This window comes from Sphingopyxis sp., from assembly GCF_965227415.1.
GTDB lineage: Bacteria > Pseudomonadota > Alphaproteobacteria > Sphingomonadales > Sphingomonadaceae > Sphingopyxis.
The window spans coordinates 3314262-3339498 of the sequence record NZ_OZ245749.1; the positions used below are offsets into that span (position 1 = coordinate 3314262).

Here is a 25237-nt window from a genome sequence, read left to right on the forward strand (position 1 = left end):
GTCCGCTGGCGGCCAATATGCGCTGTAGCTAACGCGGCGTCTTACCGATGTTGCGAGCCATCTGATCGAGATGGGGCGCCCATGTTCCGCAACAACCGCCGAAGATGTCGATGTGCGGATAACGCTCGGCCAGCGCTCCGATGCGGCGCCCGAGGTCAACGGGGTCACCGTCGTCGAGATGGCCGAGTTGACACAAGTCGATCTTGTCCTTGGCGCTGGCGTTAGGGCGCAAGCTGCGGATCCGACGAATCCATTCCCCGGGTTCAAGCGCAGGTTCGAATTCCAACGGGTGCGAGCAGTTGATGCCGTAAAAGTCCGGCCTTGCGTCGCCCGCTTCTGCATCGACGATTTCGATCGCTTCCTTCAGGCTTGGGCCCGCTTTGAGGCGATGGTTGCTGTCGAGAGTGAACGATATGCTTAGCGGCACGCCGATCCGAGCGGCAGCGCGCGCGACTCCGATCGCCTCGGGGACGTTGTTGAATGTCACCGCGCTCACGAAGTCGACCTCGGCCCGCTTCAGAGTTTGGAGTTGAAAGCTGTGATAATCCTCGGCTTCGACGGCAGTGATCGTGTGGTTGAGCGAATAGGCATCGCCTCTCGGACCGAGCATCCCGCCGATCAGGATTTCCGGAACCCGGCCTTCATATGGCAGAGCCACGGTCCGCAGGAATGCGATCGACTGTTCTAGCGCTTCCGCGAGGCGCTCCCGCGAGTAGCCGAGTTTCTCGCCCCAATCCGGGCTCGCGCGATAATCGAGGCCGCTGATCATTGCGGAAAAGCCATGTTCGGCAGCAACGTCGAGCACCCGGGCATACATTGCTGTCAGGTCCGCCATAGCGGCCGCATCGTCCAGCAGTGGATACATGGCGAACTCGGGCAGGTCGTGCCCGTGACGGTATTGAATTTCGGTCTCCTGGCCGCCTTCGGTCAAATAGAAGACGTTGTCGCGCTGCGGTGCAAATCCAGGCATGACCATCTCCTTGCTTGGGCAATGTCGGTCTAGCGCGTTTGGAAATGCGATTGAAGCTTGCGCTGATGTTGGCGTTCGCTTTGTGCCGGTTCTTATAGAGAGCGGAATGGCCGCAAGGGGTCATCGGCGGTAGCAGGTGCGCCGCGACCTCGTCGCCAAGACGGGCCAAAAAGGTTGCGAAGAGGAGCTGGTTGAGCGAGCGCACTCAGATCATCCTGCTTGTGCTAGCCGTTCCAAGATGCGAGGTTTCCGGCGACAGGAGGGGGACATGCCTTTTCGCAACGCCTGGATCTGGGTGCTGATACTGCTAGCGCTCACTTTTGCCGCGTTCTGGCCCGGATATTTCTCGAAGTTGCCAGAGAAAAAGCTGGCCCACCATTATCATGCCGCCAGCGCGGTTCTGTGGATGATCCTCGCCGTCGTGCAGAGTTGGACAATTCATCACGGTCAAATTGGCTTGCACCGCAAGGCGGGACTCGCAATCTTCGTGCTATTCCCATTCTTCCTGACTGCCGGAATGTGGGTCGTCCATGTGGAAGCGACAACAGTGTCCGGTGATTTCGTGAGCTTGGAAGGCAGGCAGCTTGCGCAGTTTGGCTTCTTCGACCCGCTTGCCAATATCGCATTCGCCCTGCTGTTCTGGGGCGGACTCAAATACCGCTACAATATTCATCTCCACGCTCGCTACATGCTCGGTACCCTGCTGTTTGTCATATCTCCGATCGGCTTCCGATTGCTGGCGATCCTGATTCCGTTTCTCAAACCCGAAGAGAATTTTTCCTACGCCATGGCGGGCGGAAACGTCATCGCTTTCGGCATCGCGCTTTACCTCTACCGCGAGGCGCCGAAACATGGCCAGCCGTTCCTGATCGCTGCAGGATTCATCGCCGCGCAGGAAATTATGTTCGAGACCCTGGGTCGGATCCCCGAATGGGCTGTGATTTTCGGCCGCCTTTCTCAAGTGAACCTCCCAATCCTGCTGGTGCTGACGGGATTGGCGGGCCTCGGGATTGCGTGGCACGGATGGGCCACTGGCGCGCGCTTGGTGGCCCGCAACGCTGCTGCAGCGAACTGATAATTAGCTTGGCAGGCCGTTTCAGATCCGTTTTCTGGTTTTCGTCGCCTTACGTCATCCACCCGAGATTCTCGCGAACGGCAGCTATCGGGTATTGATGACCGGAAGCTACCGGTCCGCATGCGGCCCGTTGCCGACGCAAAAATGGCAGCGGATCATCGTCGGCATTTACTGCAGCCGGGCAGCGCCATCGAAGCGGATGCAAGTACCGTTCACCATCGGACTTCTGATGATCGTCCAGACGAATTCTGCGAATTCTTCCAGACGGCCTAGCCGATTAGGATGCGGGACGGCCGCGGCGAGCGCATCCTTGTACGATTTCGGCAATGCTTCGACCATTGGGCTCAGGAACGTGCCCGGTGCGATGGCGACAATTCTGATCTTGTGGGGCGCGAGATCGCGCGCGATTGGCAACGACATTCCGACGATCGCGTTCTTCGATGCGCCATAGGCCGCCTGTCCGGCGATCCCGTCGAATGCGGCGATCGACGATGTGTTCACAATCACGCCACGCTCTTCGCCGATCGGGTCGGCGGCGCATAGCCTGGCCGCGAACTGTGACAGGGTGTTGAAAGTTCCGACCAGGTTGATGTCGATGATCCGCCGAAACACCTCGAGCGAATGCGGCCTGCCGTCATCGTCGACGGTTTTGACAAGATCCGAGACGCCGGCGCAATTGACGAGGATGCGGCCGATGCCGTGCCGCGCCTCGGCTGCGGCAAGCGCGGCCTCCACGCTCGCTTCGCTCGTCACGTCGCATTGGGCGAAAAAGGCGCCGGCTTCCGTGGCGCTCCTTTCGCCGGCTATCGGGTCGCGGTCGAGGATCGCGACCTTGGCGCCTCGTGCCGCGAGGAGCTTTGCCGTCGCGGCGCCAAGCCCCGATCCGCCGCCCGTGACAATAGCTACGACGCCGTCGATTTCCATCTAGCTTCCTTCCGGTTCCGGCGCGTCGATCATCGATCCGGCCCCGGCATACCAGCCGCCGTCGATGATCAGCTCCGCTCCGGTAACATAACGCGCATCATCGGAAGCGAAATAGAGGACGCCGTGCGCGATATCGATCGGGTCGCCCGTCCATCCCATGGGAATCCGCGCGTTGACCGCTGCCAGTTGCTCGGGCGCGATATGCCCTGCGATCGGCGTGTCGATCCGTCCGGGGAGGATGGTGTTGACCCTGATGCCTTGCCGCGCGAATTCGAGCGCTGCCGCACGGCTCATCATGCGGACCGCGCTCTTCGAGGCGTGGTACGACAGCGCGTCGGGGCTGGGGGTAATCGCATAGATCGACGCGATGTTGACGATCGCAGCGCTGCCCGCCTTGATCAGTTCGGAAGCAGCAGCCTGCATGCCCAGAAGCGTTCCCGTCTGGTTGACGGCGATCACATCGGACCAGATTTCGGGGGTGGTGGTGCGCACCCCGCCCATGCGGAAAATGCCGGCGTTGTTGACCAGCGTGGTCAGTCCGCCGAACTGTTCGACGGCGAAGCGCATCGCCTGCAGCCAGCTGTCGGCGCGCGTGACGTCTAACGGCGTGAAAGCCGCTTCGCCGCCCGCCGCGACGATGCCGTCGACGATACTCTGGCCGGCATCGAGCTGGATATCGCCCACCACGACCCGCGCACCTTCACGCGCAAAGAGCTGAGCCTGCGCCGCACCGAGACCGCTTGCGCCGCCAGAGATCAGCGCGATTTTGCCTGCGAGCCGGCCCACCTATTCGATGACCGCCAGGACGGCGCCGACCTGATAGGTCTCGCCAATCGTCGCGCGGATACGCAAGGTTCCGGTCGCCGGACTCTCGACCTCTTGCGTCGATTTCTCGCTCTCGAGGGCGTAGAGCGGCTGGCCTTCGACAGCCTGGCCGCCATCGGCAACAAGCCATTCGACCAGTTCTCCTTCGTTCATCGAGAAACCGATCTTAGGCAACAAGACTTCAACCGCCATGACTGGGCTTTCCTTTATTGTGCGAGCAGCGCCACCGCCGCCGCCTCGATGGCGGCGGCGCCGGGCGCGAAGGCGGCCTCGAGCGGCTGCGAGAAGGGAACGGGACAAAAGGCCCCGCCCAGTCGTTGGACCGGCGCCTTGAGTGCATGGAACAGATTTTCGTGGATCACCGAACTGATCTCGGCCCCCGCGCCGAACGGGGTCACGGCTTCGTGGACGACCAGCGCGCGCCCGGTTTTTTCTACCGATGCCAGCACCGCTTCGCGGTCCCAGGGGGCGATGCTGCGCAGGTCGATCAATTCGGCCGATATGCCTTGCTTCGCGAGCGCTTCGGCTGCCGCGGTCGCTTCCTGCACCATCCTGGCATAGGCGACGATCGTCACGTCGGTGCCCTCGCGCACGATACGGGCCTTGCCGATGGGTACGTAATGGCCGCTTTCGGGCGCTTCGCCCTTGGTGAAATAGGTCGGCAGATTCTCGATGAAGATCACGGGGTCGGGATCATCGATCGCACTCCGCAACAGGCCATAGGCATCGCTCGGGTTCGAAGGCGCCACGACCTTGATCCCCGCCGTATGAGCGAACCAGGCTTCCAGATAGTCGCTGTGCTGACCGCCGTTGGAAAAGCCGCTTCCGGTCATCGTGCGGATCACGATCGGGACGTTGGTCTGTCCGCCCGACATGAAGCGAAGCTTTGCTGCATGGTTGACGATCATGTCCATCGCGACGGTCGTGAAGTTCATCAGCATGATCTCTGCGACGGGTTTGAAGCCGCCCAGCGACACGCCGATCGCGGCGCCGACGATCGCCTGTTCGGCGATCGGGGTCGAGCGCACACGGTGATCGCCAAAGCGCGTCGAGAGTCCCTTGGTGACGCCAAGGACGCCGCCATCCTCGGGGTCGGCGACATCTTCGCCCAGGATCAACACGCTTTCGTCGGCTTCCATTGCATCGGCGAGCGCGCGGTTGATGCCTTCCAGGATCGTGATGTTGCCCATCAAGCCGCCTCCGCCGCGAAGACATCGCGCCCGAGTTCGGCGACATCGGGATAATCGCTCGCCAGCGCATAATCGATCGCTTCGTCGATCTCGGCGTCGATGGCTGCTTCCAACGCAGCAAGATCGGCCTCGGTGGTGTGCTCTTGGGCGATCAGCCAGGCGCGGAAGCGCGGGACGGGGTCTGCCGCTATCGCAGCCCGTTTGCGCTCGGGGTCCATATAGGCGTCGGCATCGCCGAAGATATGGCCGTGGAAGCGATAGGTCATCGCTTCGATCAAAGTCGGGCCTTCGCCGTTGCGCGCGCGCGCAATAGCGTCGCGCGCCGCGGCATAGGTGTCGAGCACGTCGTTGCCGTCGACGCGGATACCCGGCATCGAATAGGATGCCGCGCGGTCGGCGACGCGCGCCGCCGACGTCGCCTTCGCATAGGCGGTGTGCTCGCCCCATTCGTTATTCTGGCACACGAAAACGACGGGCAGTTTCCACACCGATGCCAGATTGAGCGCCTCATGGAACGCCCCGATATTCGAAGCGCCGTCGCCGAAATAGGCGACCGTGACCCGGCCGTCGCCCTTGAGCTGCGACGACCAGGCAAGGCCATTGGCGATCGGCATCGAACTGCCGACGATTCCGGTCGTCACCATGACCCCGGATTTCGGGTGGGTGATGTGCATCGGCCCGCCCTTGCCCTTGCACGTACCGGTGACGCGGCCCGCAAGCTCGGCCCACAGATCCTTCAGCGGCACGCCCTTTGCCAGCATGTCGTGCGTCCCGCGATAGATGGTGCAGATATAGTCGCTGTCGTTGAGATTGGCCGACACGGCGCTGGGGATGACTTCCTGCCCGCGCGGCGAATAATAGGGCATGACGAGCCGGCCCGTCATGATCACCTTGCGCGAGCGCTCGTCATTGGCCTTGATCAGCGCCATGCGCCGGTAGATCGCCACAAGCGTTGCGGTATCGGGATCGGTTCGGTTCGTCATGGTGCGAGCGTCCTTCAGTCGCGAAGCCGGGCGTAGGGCCGGTAGCCAAAATCGACGGCGTCGCGCTGGCCGATCACGAAGACGTCGGGATCGATCGCGCTGCTTGCGAGCCCGGCGTGGGTATAGACCCAGTCCATCACGACGACGCGGTCGAGCAAACGCCATTCACCGTCTCGACGTTCGAGGACATCGGCATAGCGGCCCCCCGCGACATCGTCGGCGATGCCCTCGCCATCGGGCCGGATGTGGTGCGCGATAAAGACGGTCTCCGCCGCCGCGCGGTTGCCCGCTACCTCGATGTTCGACTGGCCGATCATGTGGGTGGTCGAGGTCCAGTGTTCGCGCATATAGGGAATGATGAATTCGGCGAAGCCGGGCGCGGGACCATTATAGATGCCATGATTGTCATGGGCATCTTCCCAATAGACGCTGGCCAGCGCCTCGGCGTCGAGCCGATCGATGCCGCGGCAATAGCGTTCCAGCACCCGTCGGATGCGCTGATGGCTCAGAATCTCGTCCAGATTTTCCTGCATGTTTCAAACCTCTTCCCTTGCTGACAACGTTAGAATGTGTGTTCGGAGCGCATCTTGACGGGTCGCGACAATTTTTGCGCTCGGAACGACAATCTCGATCCGTACCGCGTTGGCCACGAAAACAGGCTTTGGACGCGACCGATACCGACCGCCTGCAATCGGGATTTTGTCGTCAAAGATAAAGACGCGCGGTGGGTGGCAAATTCATTATTCGCTGATCAGGGATCAAAAGAGCGACCAAAAAGAAGAGCTCGGTTGGGGAGGAAAATGATGAGGTTCAAACTCGGAAGCGTCGCGCTCGTGCTGCTGTCGTCGACAGCGCCCGCTTGGGCACAGGTCGCGGCACCGCCAGCCGATGCGACGGCGACGAATGACAGCAACGAGATCATCGTGCTGGCCCAGCGCCGTGCCGAACGGCTTCAGGACGTGCCGATCTCGGTTGTTGTGCAAAGTGGTGAGCAGCTCGAGACCGCGGGCGTCGACAATTTGCGCGATCTTGGTGCCGTGACGCCAGGCCTGACGTTCCAGGCGCAGGGCAATTTCGTGCAGCCGGCGCTGCGCGGCATTACGACGCTTGTGACTGGTCCGGGCTCGGACAATCCGATCGCTCTGTACATCGACGGCGTTTACGAGGGAACGCAGGCTGGCGCTTCGATCGACCTGCCCGATGTTGAGCGGATCGAAGTGTCCAAGGGGCCGCAAGGCACGCTGTTTGGACGGAACTCGACCGGCGGTGCGATCCAGATCTTCACCAAGACGCCGAGCTTCACTCCGACGGGCAGCATTTCGGCAACCGCGGGCTTATACGATGGTTCGGGATCGAGCCGGTCGTCCTATGATCTGGGTGTGAAGGGGTATGTGAGCGGGCCGATCGTCGCCGACAAGCTCGCGGCCAGTCTGTCCTTCGCCTATCGCGATGTCGACGGCTATTCGACGAATATCGTCTATGACCGCCTGCCGACGGCGATCCAGAATGCCTATGGCTCGGACCGTATGGATTGGGTGAAATCGGTCACGCTGCGCGGGAAGTTGCTGTTTACTCCGACCGAGACGGTGTCGATCCTGCTCAGCGGTTATTATATGCACCGCAAAAGCGATCATGGCAGCGCGGGCCTGCCGGTCGGCGGCCTGACCGCAGGCGCTTTCTATCCCGACGCCGTATTCGGTACGCGGCCTTTCGAATACGCTTACGACGCGCCCGATCCGCTGACCGAGATCAAGAATTATGGCGGCGCACTGAAGGTCGATATCGACACGGGTGCTGGGACGCTGACGTCGACGACCAGTTACACGCTCAGTCGTCACCGCGAACGGGTTGACGTCGACGCCTCCTATTCGCCGCAATGTCTTGCGGCGGCGCCCATGACCTTCGCGTGCATCGCTTTTGCCGATACGCAGCCCAATGACAATTTCCTGCAGGATTTGCTGTTCACGTCCGAACAGATGGGCAGCGTGAAATTCGTCGTGGGTGGCAACTTCTTCAGCAGCAACGGCGATCTGTCAGGGGTTATCAGCGACTTCAGCGGCGGAGCGCAACCCGGTGCACCGGCCGTCGTCTACAATCCGCTGTTAATCGCGACCACGCGCGTCAAGACGCGTGCCTATGGCATCTTCGCACAGGCCGATGTCGACCTTACGGACCAGCTCACGCTGACCGCGGGTCTGCGCTACAGCTATGAGAAGAAGAAAGGCTATATTACCTTCTTCGGTTCGCCCTTCACCAACTTTGCGAACCCGAGCTGGGACAGCTTTACGCCACGGCTTGGCCTTCGCTATGCGCTCGACGGTCGCAGCAATATCTATGCAACCTTCAGCAAGGGCTTCAAGAGCGGCATCCTTCCGATCTTGACAGTCGGCGATCCGGTCAACCCCGAAAAGATCACGGCTTACGAGGTCGGATACAAGACGGCACAGCCCGGATATTCGCTGAACCTTGCAGCATTCTTTTATGATTACAAAGATTTGCAGATTCAGTCGTTTACCGGGACGACGATCATCCCGACCAACGCCGCATCTGCGCGCATCTTTGGCGTGGAATTCGACGGGACCGTAAATCTCGGCTCGTCGCTCAGCGCGCGCGGCGGGGTGACATGGATGCCCAAGGCCGATTTCCGCAGCTTCCCCAACGCCGCAGGTTATCAGCCGGTCGTCACGGCTGGCGGGCTTCCTTCGGTGGTCGCCGATGTCAGCGGCCAGCGGCTGGTCCGCGCACCGAAGGTCAGCGCCGTCGCCAGCATCACTTATACCGGCCGCGTCGGCACCGGTGATCTGACGATCACGCCCAGCGTCCATTACTCGAGCAAATATCTGCCCTATGACGCGTTCGATCTGCTGGTTCAGGGCGCCTATGCCCGCGTGGCGACCGAGATTGCGTACAAGCCCGATAATAGCGGGCTGCGGATCGCGCTGTGGGTGCACAACCTGACCAACGCCAAATCGTTCAGTTCGACGACCATTTCGGCCGGCGCCGCACGCGCCACCTATGAAGAACCGCGCGAGTTCGGCATCACCGTGGGATATGATTTCTGACGGTGAAGCCGGCAGCGACGAAGAGGAGCAAGGCGTGACGCCGGAGATCAGTTTCAACGACCCCGATATCCAGCGTTGCCCCTTTGCGGCCTATGAGGAGATCCGAAGCCGGGGACCCGTCTATTACGACAAATCAAACGGCTTCCACATCGTCACCGGCTATGACGATATCCGCAAGGCTGCGATGGATACCAAGACCTTTTCGAGCGTGACGGGGCAATTGCTGGTCAAGACGGCGCCGTATCAGGAACGGATCGACGCCATCTATCGCGAAAAAGGGTATCTGCCGGTAACCGCGCTGGTCGTCGCCGATCCGCCTGTCCACAGCTTTCACCGCTCGCTCGTCGACAAGGTGTTCACTGTGTCGAGCGTCAAGCGGATGGAGGAGTATCTGGCTGGCGTGGTCGACGAGATGGTCGACGGGGTCATTGGGGGGGGGGAGGCTGATTTCTATTATGATCTAGCGGTCAAGATCCCCAACCATGTGCTGTCGGACCAGATCGGGCTGCCGCGCGAGCGGTTTGCCGATTTCAAGCGCTGGGCCGATGCGATCGTCCAGGAAGCCGATCCCAACAACGGCGAAGAGCGGCAGGTCGAGATCACGCACACCATTTGCGAATTGCAGCAGTTCCTGGTCGAACGGATCGAGGAATATCGCAAGGTTCCGCGCCCCTGTATCCTGAACGACCTGGTCCACGCCGACGTCGACGGCAAACGCCTGACGATCGAGGAGATCATCCAGATCGTCGAACAGATGCTGCCGGCAGGAAGCGACACGACGGTCGGCGCCGTTGCCAGCGCGATGCATCGGATCGCGACGACGCCGGGTCTGGAAGACGAGCTTCGCGCCGATCCGTCGCTCATCGCCAATTTCGTCGAAGAGGTCTTGCGAACGTCGGCGCCGGTGCAGGGGCTGTGGCGCCGCGCGACGTGCGATACCGAGATTGGCGGCGTGCCGATCGCGAAGGATTCGATCATCGTGCTGCGCTTTGGCGCGGGCAATTACGACCCTGCCGTATTCCCCGACCCCAATCGTTTCGACATCAGGCGGACCAACGCGCGGCGGCATTTCGCCTTTGGCGTCGGTCCCCATTTCTGCGTCGGCAACCTGCTCGCGCGCGGCGAGCTGCGCATCACGATCGACCGCATGCTCCAGCGCATGAAAAACCTGCGCCTGGCGCGCGGCGAGGATGGCGTGTCGTGGCAGGCGCATTTCTTTGCCTTTGGCCCCAGCCGGCTCGAAATCGCTTTCGACCCCGTCTGACCCCGCCTGATCCTGGCCAAGTCCGTCAGAGTTCGACGTCGGCCGACATGTCCTTGCGAAACTTGCGCGGACTGGCGCCGAACCAGCGGTGGCAGCTGCGGGTCAGCACCGACGGCTCGCTGTAACCCAGCATTGCGGCGACGCGCGTCAGCGGGATGGTGGGCTGGCCGAGATAGCGGATGGCCGCTTCGCGTCGCACCTCGTCCTTGATGTCCTCAAAGCTCACACCTTCCTCGCTGAGCCGCCGCTGCATCGTGCGGGGATGCATGCCGATCGCGGCCGCGACGTCGATGTGCAGACTGCCGCCGTGCGACAACAGCCGGGCCGCGACCGATCGCACGCGCCCGGACAGGGGCCTTGCCGAATCCGGAAACTGCGTGTCGATGAAGGATGTCGCCATGTCATAGAGCTGCTGGCTGCGATTGGCGATCGGGGCGGCCAAGTCGGCGCGATTGAGGAAGATCGCATTGAACGGCGCATTCATTTCCACCCGCGCACCGAAATATTGGGCATAGCGCGTCGGCGCCGAAATATAGTCATGCCCGAACCAGACTTCGCGGGCGCGCACGCTGCCGCCCGACAGCGCGAGAATCGCATGGTGCATCAGCGCCATGCCCTGTTCGATCGCCTGTTCCTGATGCGGCAGCCGATCGAGGCAAATCTCCCAACGGATATAGGGTCGGCCGCTGCCGCGCTCGTTCTCGAGCGTCAATTCGCTGGCCAGGCTGTAGGTCCGCAGATGGTCGGCGCAATACCGATAGGCATCGCCGAGCGTCGGCGCGTTCGACATCGCGACCTCGAGCGGGCCAAGAACCGCGGTGCCGCCCTGATGCGACGCAAATGCCATTCCGAAGTCGGGGCGTTGCAGCTCGATCGCCGTCCGGTGCAACAGCCGTATAGCGCGCCGATAGGATATCATCGCCCCCGTCTGGCCAAAGATTTCCGGCGAGATATTCTCTTTTGCCAGCAGGGGTTCGGGGTCGCCGCCAAGCCGGCTTACGACCTCCGGATACAGACGCAGGATGTCCGCGCGGACCAGCGCCGTCTTGATGCCGGCATCGTCGTGATCGCTCTCGAGAAGCTTTGCAGTGCTAGCCATTTTGCTCTCCCAGACGCCGCGTTCGCGGCGCCATTTCTTGTCCGGACCGTCGTTTGCGAGGAATCGCCGCGTTCCGTTACGACGCGAATCATCTGCTCTTTGTCGTCAAAAATCAAGATATTGCCCGACATGCGGCATAGGATGATGATGCCGCGATGCGCGTCGCGAAACCGGCGGTTTTTCGCGGCGCAGGTCGCAGGATGTCAGGTCAATGTCGCGCGCCGCCAAGATGCGCCAGGGCCGCTCGCTTATGCTCGCGGTGATACAGGTTTTGCGGTCGAGAGGAGCGTCGTTTTGGCAACGCAGCGATTTGATATGCCAGCTCTTTTCGGTCCCAGTGCGGTGCCCGATCGCAGCCTGATACCCTTTGCCGAAGTCGTATCGATCAGTTTCGAGACCAGCGTCGCCGCCGCCGAGCGCCTGTTGCCGCGTTTCTTCCGCGCTGCCGGGCAACCCGTCGTCACCGTCACGCGCATCGATTATCAGGACGTCGATTATCTGGGCGGCCGCGGATACCGCGAGATCGTCGTTTCGGTGAGCGCGCTGCACGGCGACAGCGATCGGCCGTCGGGCTTTGCGCCGGTGATGTGGGTGACCGAACCCGGCGCGCTGATCAGCGGCCGCGAATTCATGGGCTTCGCGAAATTGCCGGCGACGATGGACGCGATCGAAAAGGACGACGACAGCCGTCGTTTTCGCGCCGCCGAATATGATGCGGTGCTGGTCGAAGGCCAGGTTTCCGGCCTTCGCCCCTTGTCCGACGATGCGCTGGCGCGGGTGAACCAGAGCGCCGGCGAGGTACGGACCTATGGCTGGAAGCTGATCCCCGGCGACGGAGCCGAACCCGACGCCGACCATCCGATGGTGAATGTCATGCGCTGGAACTACCGTCGCGCCTGGTCGGGCGACGGCGATATTCGCTTTCATCGCCCCGCTTTCCGCGACGCGCCGCTGTCGGCACGGGTTGTCGATGCGCTGGCCGATGTGCCCGTGGTGGCGCGTCGCCGGGCCTTTGTCGCCGAGGGGAGCGCTGAAATCGACCGCACCGCGACGCAGCGCCTTCATGGCTGACCAGGCCTATCGTCAGGACGTCGGGGGCTGGCGCACGCGCTGGGATTCCGCGCGCGCCGAACGAGCGGTCCGCGGTGGCGACTGGACCAACCGCACAATTGCCGATTTCGCCGCCGAGCGGGTGGCGGCCGATCCGGGACGCATCCTGCTGATCGACGGTGAGGACCGGCTGAGCTGCGGCGATCTGTATGATCGTGCCCGGCGGCTCGCAGGCTATTTCGACATCGTCGGGTTGCAGCCGGGCGACGTCGTATCGTTTCAGCTGCCCAACTGGTGGGAATGTTCGGTGATCAACCTCGCCGCCGCGATGACGGGTGTGGTCGTCAACCCGATCGTCCCGATCAATCGCGACGCCGAAGTCACGTACATGCTCAATGAATCGCGAAGTCGGCTGATGTTCGTGCCGTCGACGTTCCGGGGTTTCGACTATGCGGCGATGATGGTGCGGATCGCGCCCGGTCTTGCCGCCGCGCCCGAGGTGATCGTCGTCCGCGGCGTGGGCGAGGGGTCGCAGAACTTCGGCGCGATACTGGCAGCGGAGCCGCTCGCCACCGATCGACGGGTCGACCCCGACGCGGTGAAACTGCTGATGTATACGTCGGGGACGACCGGCCGCCCCAAGGGCGTGCTTCATTCGCACAACAGCATCGGAGCGGATTCGGTCAAGATGGCCGCCGCCATGGCGCTCGGCGCCGACGACAGCATTTTTTCGCCCTCGCCGGTCACGCACGTCAGCGGTTTTCTGTGGGCGCTCAACGCCCCGTGGATCATCGACGTCCCCGCGGTGATCGTTGATATATGGGAACCCGAGCGTGCGCTCGATCTGGTGACGGCGCATCGCTGTACCTTCATGCTCGGCGCAACGCCCTTTCTGCAGGATTTCCTCGGCGTCGCTCGCGCACGCGGCGACACGGTACCGTCGCTGCGCTATTTTCTGTGCGGTGGCGCGTCGGTGCCGCCCGATCTGATTTTTGATGCGGCGCGGCAATTTCCGAACTGCATCCCGTTCCGCACCTTCGGCGCGACCGAGGCACCGACGATGACCGCCGGCCCGGCGACGCGCGACGATCTTCGGCTGGCGGCCGAAACCGACGGTCGCCTGCTCCATTGCGAGGTGAAGATCGTCGATGTCGTGACCGGCCTGCCGCTGGCGCCGGGCGAACAAGGTGAAATATTGGCGCGCGAGCCCAGCATGGCGCTCGGCTATGCGCGCGCCGAAGACAATGAAGAGGCGTATGACGAGGAAGGCTATTTCCGGATGGGCGACCTCGGCCATCTCGTCGAGGGCGATCATATCGTCTGTACCGGTCGCAAGAAGGATCTGATCATCCGGGCCGGCGAGAATATCAGCGCGCGCGAGATCGAGGATGTGCTGTTTGCGTCATCGCTGATCGAGGAGGTCGCCGTCGTTTCGATGCCGAGCAAACGCACCGGCGAAGCGATTTGCGCGTTTGTCGTCCCCGCCCGGGATGTACCGATCGATCTTGCCGACGTGGCGGCGCTGGTGAGCGCGGCAGGCCTCGCGCGTCAGAAGACGCCCGAGCATCTGATGATCGTGGCCGAACTCCCGAAGACGGCGTCGGGCAAGGTCCGCAAGGACCAGCTACGGCTGATCGCCGCCGACGAAGTGCTGGAAAAGGAAAGGGCGTCATGAAGCTGGCCTTCTCGTCCGAGGATGAGGCGTTCCGCGCCGAGGTGCGCGCCTTTCTGTCTGCCGAATTGCCCCCCGCACTCGCAGCGCGCGAGGCGAGGGGCTTTCACAACAAGCGTGCCACGGTGCATCCCTGGCAGCAGAAATTGTACGCGAAGGGGTGGGCGGCACCCAATTGGCCGTGCGCATTCGGCGGGGCGGGCTGGTCGCCGATCCAGCGCTATATCTTCGAGCTGGAATGCGGCCTTGCCAATGCGCCCGAATATAGTCTGATCGCCATGTCGATGGCGGGGCCGGTGCTCTGCCGCTTTGGCAGTCCAGCGCTCCAGGCCGAATTTCTGGAACCGATGCTGAAGGGCGATTGCTGGTTCTGCCAGGGCTTTTCGGAACCGCAGGCGGGGTCGGATCTGGCCAGCCTGCGCACCCGCGCGGTGCGCGACGGCGATGAGTATGTCATCACCGGACAGAAGATATGGACCACCGACGCCCATATGGCCGACTATATGATCTGCCTCGCGCGGACCGATCCCGACGTGAAACCGCAGGCGGGGCTGTCGATGATCATCATGCCGATGGACGCGCCGGGCGTGACGGTGCGCCCGATCGACACGATCGACGGCGACGCGCATGTCAACGAAGTCTTCATCGAGGACGTTCGCGTTCCCGCCCATTACCTGATCGGCGAACCCAACGCGGGCTGGACGCAGGCCAAATATCTGCTCGGCCACGAGCGCACGCACAACGCCTATCTGGGCATGTTGCGCCGGTATCTGGCGCGCATCCCGGCGTTGATCGACGACGAGTTTGGTCGCGGTCTGCCTGCGGTCGAAGCCGGCGAATATCGCCGCCGCCACGCGCGGCTTGCGATCGATGTCGACGCGCTCGAATGGTCGGTGCTGCGCGTGCTGGCGGGCGAGGAAGGCCCGGCGCTGGGCGCCGCAGCGTCGGCGATCTCGATCCGCGGCGCCGCCTATCTGCTGCGCGCCGCCGACCTGGAAATGGCGATCCTCGGGCCGCAGGTCGCGCCACGCTTCGCGCCCGATGACCAGGCGCCGCTGGCCGCCGGAGCACCGCCCGCAGCGGCGGGGCGCACGACCCAATATCTCTATTGGTGGGCGGCGACGATCTTTGGCGGGTCCGACGAGGTGCAGCGCAACATCATCTGGAGCACGCTGTTCCGTTGAAGTGGCGGCGCACGATAGAGAAAGGTCGATCAAGTGGATTTTGCCCCGAGCCAGGAACAGGACATGCTGCGCGACGGCGCGCGGCGCTATCTGGCGGATGATTTTGCCGCCCGGCGTCGCGGCGACCAGCCGACGGCCTGGCAGGGCTATGCCGATCTCGGCTGGCTTGCGCTGCTGGCACCCGAAGATGCGGGGGGGCTGGGCGGCGATATCGAGGATGTGCTGATCCTCGCCGAAGAAATGGGTCGCGCGCTATCGCTCCAGCCTTATGTCGCATCGGCGATCCTCGCGATCGGGCTTGTCGATCTGGTCGCCAGCGGACAGCAGCGCCTCGACCTTCTCGCCGCGATGACGAGCGGCGAACGACGCCTCGCCCCGGCGCTGTACGAACCCGGCCGCCGCTATTCGATCGAGCCCGAGACCCGCGCCGCAGCGTCGGGCGCCGGATATCGATTGTCGGGCGCCAAAAGCCTGATCGCCGGCGGGCCCGGCGCCGACGCGCTGCTTGTTCCGGCTCGGCTCGACGACGGTTCGATCGGCCTGTTTCTGGTCCCGATGGACGTCGCGATGGACGATGCGGCGGTCGCGGCGTCGCATTATGCGACGATCGACGATGGCGGCGCGTCCGACGTCGGGTTCGAACGGCTCGAGCTTGGCCCCGACGCCTTGCTCGGCATCGCGACGCTCGACGCGATCGACGATGTCCTCGACGAAGCGCGACTGGCGCTGTGTGCCGACGCGCTCGGCGCGCTGGAACGCGCGGTTGCGATCACCGCCGACTATCTGAAGACGCGCACCCAGTTCGGCCAGCCGCTTGCCAATTTCCAGGCGCTGCAGCACAGCATCGTCGAGATCCATATCGATGCCGACTCGATCCGCTCCAGCCTTTACAATGCCATCGCCGCCTTTCATCGCGGCGTGCGCGACGACCGGCGGCGCGCGGTATCGAGCTGCTGGGTCAAGACCTTTGACGCGGCGAAAGGGATTGCGGGCATGGCGGTGCATCTGCATGGCGGGATCGGGATGACCACCGAATATCCCGTCGGACATGCGCTGCGCCGCGTGATGGTGTCCGAACGCCGCTTTGGCGACGTCGAGTATCATCTGGCGCGCTACATGGAATTGGCGGGCTAGTCGCCCTTGAACAGCGGGGCGCGTTTCTCGATGAAGGCGAGCACCGCTTCATGGTGGTCGTTCGACGCCATCGTATAGGATTCAAGTCCCGCATGCGCTTCGGCGGTCGCGATCGCCTGACGGCACAGTTCCATGTTGATCGAGCGCTTGGTTGCGCGGATCGCCATCGTCGCGCCGTTCGCCAGCCGGTCGGCATAGGCATCGACTGTCGCGTCGAGCGCGTCGGCTGCAACGGCCTTGTGGATCAACCCGATCGCTTCGGCTTCTGGCGCGGTCAGCGGGTCGCCGGTCAGCAGGTGGTGGCGCGCGCGGGCATAGCCGATCAGTTGCGGCCAGATCAGCGCGCCGCCGTCGCCCGCCGACAGGCCTATCCCGACATGCGGGTCGGCGATGCGCGCATCATTCGACGCGATGACCACGTCGCAAAGCAGCGCCAGCGTCGCCCCCAGCCCCATCGCATGGCCGTTCACCTTCGCGATGATCGGCTTTTCGAGGCTCAGCAGCGAGTGGACGATCGCGGGCGCGCGCGACAGCAATGCGGTGCGCAGCGCCTTGTCCTCGGTCGCCTTCAGCAATCCGGGCAAATCCGCGCCGGCCGAGAAGGCACGCCCCGCGCCGGTCAGGACGATGACATCGCAATCCTCGTCGCGTGCGACGTCCAGAAAGACGTAAGACAGCTCGTCATGGAGCGCGCGGCCCACCGCATTGAGCGGCGGGCTGTCCATCGTCACGGTCAGGACGCGGCCGCGCCGCTCGAACCGGATGAAGGCATATTGCTCGTACATCGCCATGCTCATCTTGTCCGCGTAACCGGCGGCTTGTCATAGGGGTCGCGCAGGAACTGCCGCAAGACCCGGTGAAAACTCGACACCGATCGCTCCTGCACCGGGTTGGTGCGCTCGCCCTTGAAGCCGCGCGATTTGAAGCCCTTCTGGACTTCGGGGATATTCTCGAAGTCCTGACGGAAAATCAGTCCCCAGTCGCCGTCGCGCCAGTCGGCGTAAAATTCGCGTTCGAGCGGCGGTTCCTGTCCGGGACCATAGCGGACGAGCGACCAGATATCGAAGATGCAGCTCTCGGGATCGCGCCCGTTGGGCCGCACGCGGTACCAGAGCACGCCATCGACGAATCCGTGCAGGAAGATGGTGTTGGGGAAGACATGCCAGTCGAGCCCCGACCGCTCGATATAATCCGGGGTCAGCCCCTCTGGCCAACCCGACCCGTCGGCCGCGGCTGCCTCCATCTGGAACTCGGCCCATTTGGTGAGCGTCTCGACCGCCCCGGTCTCGGCGGGCACCTCGTCGCGCACGCGCATCGCCGCCGCATAGTTGCGCGGCGTCAGCATGGTGCGAAGGTCTTCCCTATATTGCTCGGCAAAGGTGACGATATGGTCCTTCATCGGCGGCTCGGGCCGCGCGGGAAGGCGCGGAGACCGGCGGAACGGCAGCGCGCCTTCGGATTCGAACCATGTCTGCGAATGGCGGCCGAATTCGCCGCTGTTCGAATAATCGTCGGTGAATTCCAGCAATTGCGGATGCGCCTGTTGCACATGGTAGAATTCGTTGAAGAAGCCGAGAACGGTCTTCCAGTTCGACGGCATCACGACCGTCTTATACCATTGAAACCGCAGCTTTTCGAATTCGAACTTCTCGCAATAATCGGGCATCGGCGACAGGAAATCGAGCAGCGGCTCGGCGTTCGCGTCCATGTTGATGAAGACGAAGCCGCCCCAGGACTGGCACTGGACTTCGGACAGTTTGATATCCTCGTCCTTCAGGCAGTCGCCCCAGTCGCCCTTGTCGATCACCTTGATGTTCCGCCCATCGAGCCCGAAACGCCAGCCGTGAAACGGACAAACGAACTGCTTGTTGTTGCCGCAACCCTGGGTCAGCCGCCGCGCGCGGTGCGGGCAGACATTGTGATAGGCTTTGATTTCGGTTTCGCTGGCGCGGATGACGACGATCGAATCGTCGACGATATCATAGGTGACATAGTCGCCAACATTCGGAAGCTCTTCGGCGCGGCAAGCCAGTTGCCAGACGAACGGCCAGAGCCTCTCTCCCTCCAGATCGGCAAAATCCTGCGCGTAATATACCTCTTTGGGAACGAAATCGTCGCGCACTTCGTCGGGCGAATATTTGTCGGTCGGCATCGGCGTTCGGGCTCCGGTGCGCCACGCGATTGCGCGACTATTTCCATGGTGCGCCGAGACTAAAATGTGCCGTTCGTAACCGTCTTGATATGCAGCGACAAAATCCCTCCATCGCGCGACACGCGGCAAGCTCGCAAGGGAAAGCCTGCTGCCGGCGTTGCGGAAGCCGTCCTCGACTGTCTGCTCACGTCGAAAAAGGTCCCAAAGCTGCCAGTCTCCAATCGGCCAGAATTCACCAATCTAATGATCGTGCAACGGCTTGTCGGATGGTTCGGATTTCGAGGCCGGAACGACAAATGTCACCGACTTTCCGGTCAGAACTTCATGCTCCGGCGTGGCGAGTTCGATCAGGATCTTGTGCGGACCGGCGGGGAGGCCGTTGACGACGACCGCGCCATTGTCGCCGGCGTCGGCCCACCGCCACGGCAGATCATCGACGCTGACGTGGAGATGCCCGGCGCGCGGCGAAACGTCGACCGCTGCCGCGCCGAAAATCGGCAGGATGCGAAAATTCCTGGTTCGGTAGGGGATGATCGTCGCGCCCCGCGCCAGCGGACCGGCGAGCGGCGGATCGACGAACAGTTCGGCGGGCGGCTCATTTTCTATCGGCACGAATTGCGATGCTTCGCGCCCGGCTTCGGTAGATTGAGCTCCCACGGTCGCGGGCGAAGCGAAAGCAAGGGCGGCGATCAGGATTGCGCGGATCATTCCGATTTCTCCGGCCGGCTGGACACGAGCGTTGCTTCATCGACGGGGACAAGCAGCGGCTTGCCCTTCTCGACGATATAGGTTGCCAGTTCGGCGCCGTTGCCGGCGGTTCGGTTGCGCGCCATATGCGCGACGCCTGCGGGAACGAACAGGACCTCGCCTGCCTTGATCGTGACCGGCGCCTGCCCTTCGAGCTGATATTCCAGCGTGCCCTCGATCACGTAGATGACTTCCTCCCCAGGGTGGCGATGCCAGGGCGCGACCGCGCCTGGAGCGACGTCGATGCGGGCCTGGATGGTCTCGCGACCGTCGATTGAAAGATCATGCCGCTGAAGGTCGGTGCGTGTGACTCCCGCGGGCGGCATCGCCGACGGATTGGCCGGCGCGACGGCGACGAGAATTGCAAAGAGGGCGGTGAAGGTCATCATCGGTTTCCTTATTTGCTGACGGCGTCGGCCGTGGCCGATCGGATTTCCGCGGCGGTCTCGCGCGGGTTCTGGAGATGCGGATAGTGGCCGATTCCAGGAAGGATGCTGATCTTCGAGTCGGCTCGTGCGGCGAATTCTACTCCCATTGCCTTGTCGATATAGATGTCGCGCGCGCCCCAGACGATTTTCACCGGCGTCTGCAGTTTTCCGAGGTTGGCCTCGAAATAATTCTGGTCGCGCGTGAACTGGGCATAATAGCGCGCGAAGGCGTCGGCGGTGGTCAGAGTGCCATGGTTCCACGCCGCGGTCATGTCCGCCTTGAAGATGGCGGAGATCCCGAACTGCTCTTCGGGTTTGAACCCGCGGCGCCATGCGTTTTCGATGATCTCGTCGCGCGTCGCGTTGAACTGGGCGCGGACCTGCTCGCCCGTCTCGGGGGACTTCAGCGCCTGCAACCGCTCCTGCATATAATCCGGCCGGTCGAAGGGCGCGAAGTCGCCGACGATGATTGTCCGGGCGATATCGGGCTCGTCGAGAGCGGCGAGAAGCGCCGGAAGCGCCCCTATGTCGGTCGCATAGATCGTCAGCCTCGACCGGTCGATGCCGGCCTTGTCGATATATTGCCGCAGAACGCGCGCGTAATCGCGCGGACCGTAGCCGAACCTCGCGGCGGAGGGACGCGACGAGAACCCAAAGCCGGGCCAATCGAAGGCGTGCACCTCGAATTCGCCACCAAGTTCGTCGGTCACGCCCTGCCACGCGTGGATCGTTTCGGGGAAGCCGTGCAGCAACAGGACGACGCCTTTCGGATGGGTGCCGCGAACGATCATGTGCCGCAGCGAGATGTCACGATCGATTTCGACATAGCCGATTTCAGTCGTCGTCTTTTGCGTGGTTGCCGACTGAGCGGCGGCGGGAACGATGGAGGCGCCGAGCGCCAGTGCGGCGGCGATGGTCGGCAGGAGTTTCGGCATGAGCCAGATCCTTTCATGGGTCGAAAGCCGCCGCGTCTCGGCCTGTGACGAGCGCGACGGCGTGGGGAGGGTCAGACGATATTGATCTCGACGCCGATGTTGCCGCGCGTCGCTTTCGAATAGGGGCAGATCTGATGCGCGCGGGCGGCAAGCGTTTCGGCCGTGTCGCGGTCGATGCCGGGCAGGCTGACGTTGAGACGCGCCATCAGCGAGAAGCTGCCGTCGTCGAGCGCGAGATCGACTTCGGCATCGATTGCGGCGTCGGCGGGCAGCCGGAGCTTGTGTTCGGCGGCAGCCTTGCCGATCGCGCCGAGGAAGCAGGCCGACCAGCCGGCCGCGAAAAGCTGTTCGGGGTTCGTGCCGGCGCGGGTCGAGCCCGGAGGCGACAATGCGATATCGAGTTCGCCGTCAGAACTGCGCGAGGCGCCGTCGCGGCCGCCGGTGGTGTGGGTCTTGCCCGTGTAAACGATGGTCTGTGACATGATTTTACTCCTGCTATGCTTTGGGGGTCAGGCGGCCAGATATCGGGCCGCAGGGGTGCTGGTGGACAGTTCGCCCGCCATGGCCTGCCGGGCGGTCTCGAAGGCGTGCCAGCGGGATTCGTCGTGAAGGCTGGGGATCGTCGCGAATTCGCCGCGCGCAAGGCCGGACAGTGCCGCGTCGACCAACTGGTCGGCGCGCATGACGATCTCGCCGGGCAGATGCTCGACGGGCGTGCCGGCGATGTCCCAGAAATCGGTCGCGGTAGCGCCGGGAAGAACGACCTGGACCTTGACGCCCGTGCCATCGAGGTCGCGGTGCAGGTTCTGACTGAAGGCGAGGACAAAGGCCTTTGTTCCGCCATAGACGCCGTTCAGCACCTCGGGCGCCACTGCGACGATCGAGGCGATGTTGACGATCGTACCCCGGCCGCGCGCCACGAACGCGGGTACGACGGCATAGGTGAGGCGCATCAACGCTTCGACGTTGAGCGATACCATGGCGCTCATCGTGTCGACATCGGCGTCGAGCGCCCGGGCAGTCGATCCGATGCCGGCGTTGTTGACCAGCAGGGTGATGTTGCGATCGTTCGCCAGCCGTGCTTCGACGAGGCGAAGGTCGCCGGGGTTCGCCAGGTCGGCGGGCAGCGTGTCGATCCGTCGGCCCGTCGCGGTCCGGATCGCCTTCGCCACCTGTTCGAGCTTGTCGGCATTGCGCGCCACAAGGATCAGGTCATGGCCTTGGCGGGCCAGGCGGTCGGCGTATAGCGCGCCGATCCCGCTCGACGCGCCGGTGATGAGGGCAGTGCCCTTTGCTTCGTTCATCGCTCTTCCTCTTCAACAAGGGATGGATGCCGGCCGGCCGGGATGGACGGGGCGGACCAGAGCGATTTAGTCGGGCGGGAAAATGCCGGTAGCGGGCGAAAGCGAGAGCGAGCCTCTCAATCCGGGCAAGGCCGGGTCAGGCGCAGTCTAAGCCCGTGCATGCGGCGCGCAGTCGCGGTGTCGTCCAGTCGATGAAGGCGCGCACTTTCAGCGGGAGCAGCCCTTGGCGAGGATAGACGATATGCACCGGACGCGGTTCGCTGTCGCCGTCGGGAAGGACGCGCACCAGCGTACCCGACTGGATCTGCCCCGATAGCTGATAATCGAAGAGGCGCGCGATCCCGACACCGCCGAGTGCTGCGGCGAGATTGCCCGCAGCGCTGTTGACGGTGATGCGCGGGCGGGGGGAGCAGATCATGTCCTCGCCGTCGACGCAGTAGGTCCAGAACATTTGCTGGGTGCCGAACAGGACGCCGTCGTGCTCGGAAAGCTCGCGCGGATCGGTCGGTGTGCCGCGCCGTTCGAGATAATCGGGGCTGGCGCAGGTGATCAGACGAAAGGCACCCGCCTTGACCGCATAAAGCGCGCTATCGGCCAGATGGCCGAGGCGGATCGCGACGTCGACCTGTTCGTCGATCATATGGACGAGCCGATCGGATGTTACGAGCTTCAGCGTGACTTCGGGATATTCCGCCATGAATGACAGCGCGATCGGCATCACATGAAGGGCGCCAAACTCGACCGGCATGGTGACGGTCAGTTCGCCGCGCGGGGTGCTATATTCGCCCGATGCGCGCCGCTCGGCGTCGTCGAGGTCGGCGATGATCCGCCGCGCGGCTTCGACATAGTCGCGGCCGGCGTCGGTGAGATGGATGTTGCGGCTGGTACGAACGAGGAGATTGGTCCCGAGATGTCGTTCGAGCTCGGCGACCTTGCGGCTGACGCTGGGGAGCGGCGCGTTCAGCTTGCGGCTTCCCGCCGAGAGACTGCCTGCGTCAACCACCGCCAGAATGACCCGCATGGCGTCGAGCCGATCCATGTCGCTTCCTCTTTTGCTAGGCACGCTGAATAGCGGATTTTCCCCGGTCGATATAGCGCGAAGCACCCGCCATCGGCAGCCGATGGCGGGTGAAGCGCGCGCGGCGTCCTGGCTCAGCCTGGAGGACCGGCAAGTTTCTTGCGGTATTCGGCGACGGGCATTCCGCCCCAGCCCCAATCTTCCATCTCGACTTCCTGAAAGATGACCCACGTCCATTCGGGCGGCTTTTTGAGCACGTCGAACAGGACCTGGCTCATACCCTTGTAGATGGCGGCTTTTTGCTCGGCAGTCACATGGTCGACGCCGGCTTCGGTGCCTTCCTTGGTGACCTGTACGGTTACGATCGGCATGATCTGTCTCCTCTCGCGCCCGGTCAGTGGCCGGCCGACTGGCCGCCATCGACATGGAGGATTTCGCCCGTCACGAAACCGGCGTTTTCCAGATATAGCACGGCCTCGACGATGTCCGAAATATCGCCCATGCGGCCGACCGGGTGTAGCGCCGACAGGAAGTCGTGCGTTTCGGCGGTGTGCATCGGCGTCTTGATCACGCCTGGCGACACCGCATTCACGCGGATCCCGCGCGTCGCATATTCGATCGCCAGGCTCTTGCTCGCGGCGTTGATCCCGCCTTTCGACAGCGATGCGAGGACCGATGGCACCTGCGACAGGGCATGATCGACAAGGCTGGTCGTGATGCTGACCACATGCCCGCGGCCAAGCTTTTCCATCGCCGCGATCGCAGCCTGGGTGATGTAGTAGAAGCCGTGGATATTGGTCGACACGACATCGGCATATTGCTGCGCACTGTAATCGGTGAACGCACCGGCGAGGAAGATGCCGGCGTTGTTCACCAGCGTGTCGACCCGACCGAACGTTTCCATTGCCGCTGCGATGACGCGCGGACCGGTTTCGGGATCGCCGATGTCGCCCGCGATGGCCAGTACGTCGGGGTTGGTCGACGGCTGGATCGAGCGCGAGGTCGCGACGACGCGATAGTTGCGATCGAGATAGGCGCCCACGAGGGCAGCGCCGATTCCCTGCGATGCGCCGGTGATGACGACGACTTTCTTTCCGTTGCTCATGATATTTGGCCTTCCTTGTCTTGCGATTATGCGGGCCAAATTCCTTGGTCCGGCCGGCGCATCTCGCGTCGACAGGGGCCATTTAGGTCAGGTCAGTTTCGGCGATAATCCAGATAGAGCGGCAAACATTATGCCGGATATCGGGATAATGGTCAGAGCGCCTCGGCGTCGAGCGCCAATCGGGAAAAGGCGGCACGCAGGCGCGGGGCCGCGAAATCAATGAACGCGCGCACTTTGGGCACGGCACGCCGTCCGGCGGGTGTCAGCAGATGCGCCGGCTGAACGGCGGGTTCGGCATCGGCCAGCACGACTTGCAGGCGGCCCTTCTGCACCTCTTCCGCAACATGATAGGAATAGACCCGCGTGAGCCCGCCGCCCGCGGCCGCCGAGGCCACCGCGGCGCGCACGCTGTTGACGATGAGGCGGGGCGCGAAGTGGACCGTGCGCAGCGGGCCCGGCTTGCCGGCGGAAGCGAAGGCCCAGGATTCAAGACCGAAATGGGTCAGCGAGATGATTTGATGTCCGACAATATCACCGGGTTCGGCGATGGGCGGGTGCTGAGCCAGATAGTCCGGCGCCGCGACAATTACCCGGCGCACCCCGTCTCCGACACGCGTTGCAAGCAGCGAGGAGTCGGGCAGTTCGGCGACACGGAGAGCGATATCGACGCCCTCGTCGATGAGGTTGACCGACCGGTCGACCAGTAACAGGCGGGCGGTGACCAGCGGATAGGCGTCGAGGAAGTCGTCGAGGATGGGGCGCAATATTTCCTCGCCGCTGATCGGCGGCGCCGTCAGCGTCAACAGGCCGCGCGGTGCCGCGCGCTCGCCGCCGGCGAGCAGGTCCGCCTCTTCGAGTTCGGCAAGGATGCGGCGGCACGACGCGACATAATGCTGGCCCGTTTCGCTGAGACGGATGCTGCGTGTGGTGCGATGGAGCAGTTCGGCTCCGACATGCGTCTCCAGTGAAGCGATAGCGCGGCTGATGGCGGTCGGTGAACGGCGCAGACGCCGCGCGGCGCCCGCGAGGCTGCCTTCATCGACCGCCGTCACAAATATCTTCATCGCATCGATGCGGTCCATTGCCCGTCCGAACATAGGTTCAACTTGCATACGC

Annotated in this window: 26 protein-coding genes; 7 read left to right on the plus strand and 19 right to left on the minus strand. The window is 63.3% G+C overall.

Going from position 1 to position 25237, the window contains the following annotated elements; all coding sequences use genetic code 11:
* Positions 1–28: 28 nt before the first annotated feature.
* Entirely contained in the window at positions 29–970 is a 942-nt protein-coding gene (locus ACO055_RS16125) for a homocysteine S-methyltransferase family protein (protein WP_422059847.1), read from the minus strand.
* A gap of 268 nt (positions 971–1238) precedes the next feature.
* Between ACO055_RS16125 and ACO055_RS16130 the strand changes: the two genes are divergently transcribed.
* On the plus strand, positions 1239–2045 hold the full coding sequence (locus ACO055_RS16130; RefSeq protein ID WP_422059848.1) for a hypothetical protein: 807 nt from the start codon (positions 1239–1241) through the stop codon (positions 2043–2045).
* A 168-nt stretch (positions 2046–2213) separates the two neighbouring features.
* Here the strand turns inward: ACO055_RS16130 and ACO055_RS16135 are convergent, their stop codons facing one another.
* The 6 genes from ACO055_RS16135 to ACO055_RS16160 are packed head-to-tail and all read right to left on the minus strand — an operon-like array spanning position 2214 to position 6500.
* Positions 2214–2969 (minus strand): SDR family NAD(P)-dependent oxidoreductase, encoded by a 756-nt coding sequence (locus ACO055_RS16135; protein ID WP_422059849.1) that lies wholly within the window; start codon positions 2967–2969, stop codon positions 2214–2216.
* Positions 2970–3755: an SDR family NAD(P)-dependent oxidoreductase gene (locus ACO055_RS16140; RefSeq protein WP_422059850.1), complete on the minus strand. Its 786-nt coding sequence runs from the start codon at positions 3753–3755 to the stop codon at positions 2970–2972. It lies immediately after the preceding gene.
* Positions 3756–3986 (minus strand): biotin/lipoyl-containing protein, encoded by a 231-nt coding sequence (locus ACO055_RS16145; RefSeq protein WP_422059851.1) that lies wholly within the window; start codon positions 3984–3986, stop codon positions 3756–3758. It lies immediately after the preceding gene.
* A 14-nt stretch (positions 3987–4000) separates the two neighbouring features.
* Complete coding sequence (locus ACO055_RS16150) at positions 4001–4984, minus strand: alpha-ketoacid dehydrogenase subunit beta (protein WP_422059852.1); 984 nt, start codon at positions 4982–4984, stop codon at positions 4001–4003.
* Positions 4984–5967: a thiamine pyrophosphate-dependent dehydrogenase E1 component subunit alpha gene (locus ACO055_RS16155; protein WP_422059853.1), complete on the minus strand. Its 984-nt coding sequence runs from the start codon at positions 5965–5967 to the stop codon at positions 4984–4986. Before ACO055_RS16155 ends, ACO055_RS16150 begins: the two co-directional genes overlap by 1 nt.
* Before the next feature lie 14 nt (positions 5968–5981).
* Positions 5982–6500, minus strand: coding sequence for a nuclear transport factor 2 family protein (locus ACO055_RS16160; protein WP_422059854.1), 519 nt, complete (start codon positions 6498–6500; stop codon positions 5982–5984).
* A gap of 270 nt (positions 6501–6770) precedes the next feature.
* On the opposite strand from ACO055_RS16160, the gene ACO055_RS16165 reads away from it, so the two are divergent.
* Both ACO055_RS16165 and ACO055_RS16170 read left to right on the plus strand, forming a co-directional pair.
* Positions 6771–9029 carry a TonB-dependent receptor gene (locus tag ACO055_RS16165; RefSeq protein WP_422059855.1) on the plus strand — a complete coding sequence of 753 codons (2259 nt, stop codon included), beginning with the start codon at positions 6771–6773 and terminating at the stop codon, positions 9027–9029.
* Positions 9019–10293, plus strand: coding sequence for a cytochrome P450 (locus ACO055_RS16170; RefSeq protein WP_422059856.1), 1275 nt, complete (start codon positions 9019–9021; stop codon positions 10291–10293). The genes ACO055_RS16165 and ACO055_RS16170 overlap by 11 nt, the downstream gene beginning before the upstream one ends.
* 25 nt (positions 10294–10318) lie before the next feature.
* Here ACO055_RS16170 and ACO055_RS16175 read toward each other — a convergent pair whose 3' ends face one another.
* On the minus strand, positions 10319–11392 hold the full coding sequence (locus tag ACO055_RS16175; RefSeq protein WP_422059857.1) for an AraC family transcriptional regulator ligand-binding domain-containing protein: 1074 nt from the start codon (positions 11390–11392) through the stop codon (positions 10319–10321).
* Positions 11393–11707: 315 nt separating this feature from the next.
* Between ACO055_RS16175 and ACO055_RS16180 the strand changes: the two genes are divergently transcribed.
* From ACO055_RS16180 to ACO055_RS16195, 4 genes are read left to right on the plus strand one after another with little or no spacing between them, the layout of a single operon-like run.
* Positions 11708–12463, plus strand: coding sequence for an acetoacetate decarboxylase family protein (locus ACO055_RS16180; protein WP_422059858.1), 756 nt, complete (start codon positions 11708–11710; stop codon positions 12461–12463).
* Positions 12456–14117 (plus strand): AMP-binding protein, encoded by a 1662-nt coding sequence (locus tag ACO055_RS16185; protein WP_422059859.1) that lies wholly within the window; start codon positions 12456–12458, stop codon positions 14115–14117. The genes ACO055_RS16180 and ACO055_RS16185 overlap by 8 nt, the downstream gene beginning before the upstream one ends.
* Positions 14114–15298 carry an acyl-CoA dehydrogenase family protein gene (locus tag ACO055_RS16190; protein WP_422059860.1) on the plus strand — a complete coding sequence of 395 codons (1185 nt, stop codon included), beginning with the start codon at positions 14114–14116 and terminating at the stop codon, positions 15296–15298. Before ACO055_RS16185 ends, ACO055_RS16190 begins: the two co-directional genes overlap by 4 nt.
* 33 nt (positions 15299–15331) lie before the next feature.
* The gene (locus ACO055_RS16195) at positions 15332–16432 is read left to right on the plus strand and encodes an acyl-CoA dehydrogenase family protein (RefSeq protein WP_422059861.1); all 1101 of its coding nucleotides are present in this window, start codon (positions 15332–15334) and stop codon (positions 16430–16432) included.
* Here ACO055_RS16195 and ACO055_RS16200 read toward each other — a convergent pair.
* The 11 genes from ACO055_RS16200 to ACO055_RS16250 form a co-directional block, all read right to left on the minus strand.
* Positions 16429–17223 carry an enoyl-CoA hydratase/isomerase family protein gene (locus ACO055_RS16200; protein ID WP_422059862.1) on the minus strand — a complete coding sequence of 265 codons (795 nt, stop codon included), beginning with the start codon at positions 17221–17223 and terminating at the stop codon, positions 16429–16431. The two genes, ACO055_RS16195 and ACO055_RS16200, sit on opposite strands and share 4 nt — an antisense overlap.
* 2 nt (positions 17224–17225) lie before the next feature.
* Positions 17226–18584: an aromatic ring-hydroxylating oxygenase subunit alpha gene (locus tag ACO055_RS16205; protein WP_422059863.1), complete on the minus strand. Its 1359-nt coding sequence runs from the start codon at positions 18582–18584 to the stop codon at positions 17226–17228.
* Positions 18585–18824: 240 nt separating this feature from the next.
* Positions 18825–19292, minus strand: a complete 468-nt coding sequence (locus ACO055_RS16210) for a DUF6130 family protein (RefSeq protein ID WP_422059864.1) — start codon at positions 19290–19292, stop codon at positions 18825–18827.
* A complete protein-coding gene (locus tag ACO055_RS16215; RefSeq protein ID WP_422059865.1) occupies positions 19289–19717 on the minus strand; it encodes a cupin domain-containing protein in 429 nt (142 codons plus the stop codon). The genes ACO055_RS16210 and ACO055_RS16215 overlap by 4 nt, the downstream gene beginning before the upstream one ends.
* Positions 19718–19728: 11 nt before the next feature.
* Positions 19729–20694 (minus strand): alpha/beta fold hydrolase, encoded by a 966-nt coding sequence (locus ACO055_RS16220; RefSeq protein ID WP_422059866.1) that lies wholly within the window; start codon positions 20692–20694, stop codon positions 19729–19731.
* A 71-nt stretch (positions 20695–20765) separates the two neighbouring features.
* Positions 20766–21176, minus strand: coding sequence for an organic hydroperoxide resistance protein (locus tag ACO055_RS16225; RefSeq protein WP_422059867.1), 411 nt, complete (start codon positions 21174–21176; stop codon positions 20766–20768).
* 27 nt (positions 21177–21203) lie between these two features.
* Complete coding sequence (locus ACO055_RS16230; protein ID WP_422059868.1) at positions 21204–21998, minus strand: SDR family NAD(P)-dependent oxidoreductase; 795 nt, start codon at positions 21996–21998, stop codon at positions 21204–21206.
* Between the two features lie 136 nt (positions 21999–22134).
* Positions 22135–23037 carry a LysR family transcriptional regulator gene (locus tag ACO055_RS16235; RefSeq protein ID WP_422059869.1) on the minus strand — a complete coding sequence of 301 codons (903 nt, stop codon included), beginning with the start codon at positions 23035–23037 and terminating at the stop codon, positions 22135–22137.
* A 113-nt stretch (positions 23038–23150) separates the two neighbouring features.
* Positions 23151–23387 carry a tautomerase family protein gene (locus ACO055_RS16240; protein ID WP_422059870.1) on the minus strand — a complete coding sequence of 79 codons (237 nt, stop codon included), beginning with the start codon at positions 23385–23387 and terminating at the stop codon, positions 23151–23153.
* A 23-nt stretch (positions 23388–23410) separates the two neighbouring features.
* Positions 23411–24121, minus strand: coding sequence for an SDR family NAD(P)-dependent oxidoreductase (locus ACO055_RS16245; RefSeq protein WP_422059871.1), 711 nt, complete (start codon positions 24119–24121; stop codon positions 23411–23413).
* A 152-nt stretch (positions 24122–24273) separates the two neighbouring features.
* On the minus strand, positions 24274–25218 hold the full coding sequence (locus ACO055_RS16250) for a LysR family transcriptional regulator (protein WP_422059872.1): 945 nt from the start codon (positions 25216–25218) through the stop codon (positions 24274–24276).
* Positions 25219–25237: the final 19 nt, after the last annotated feature.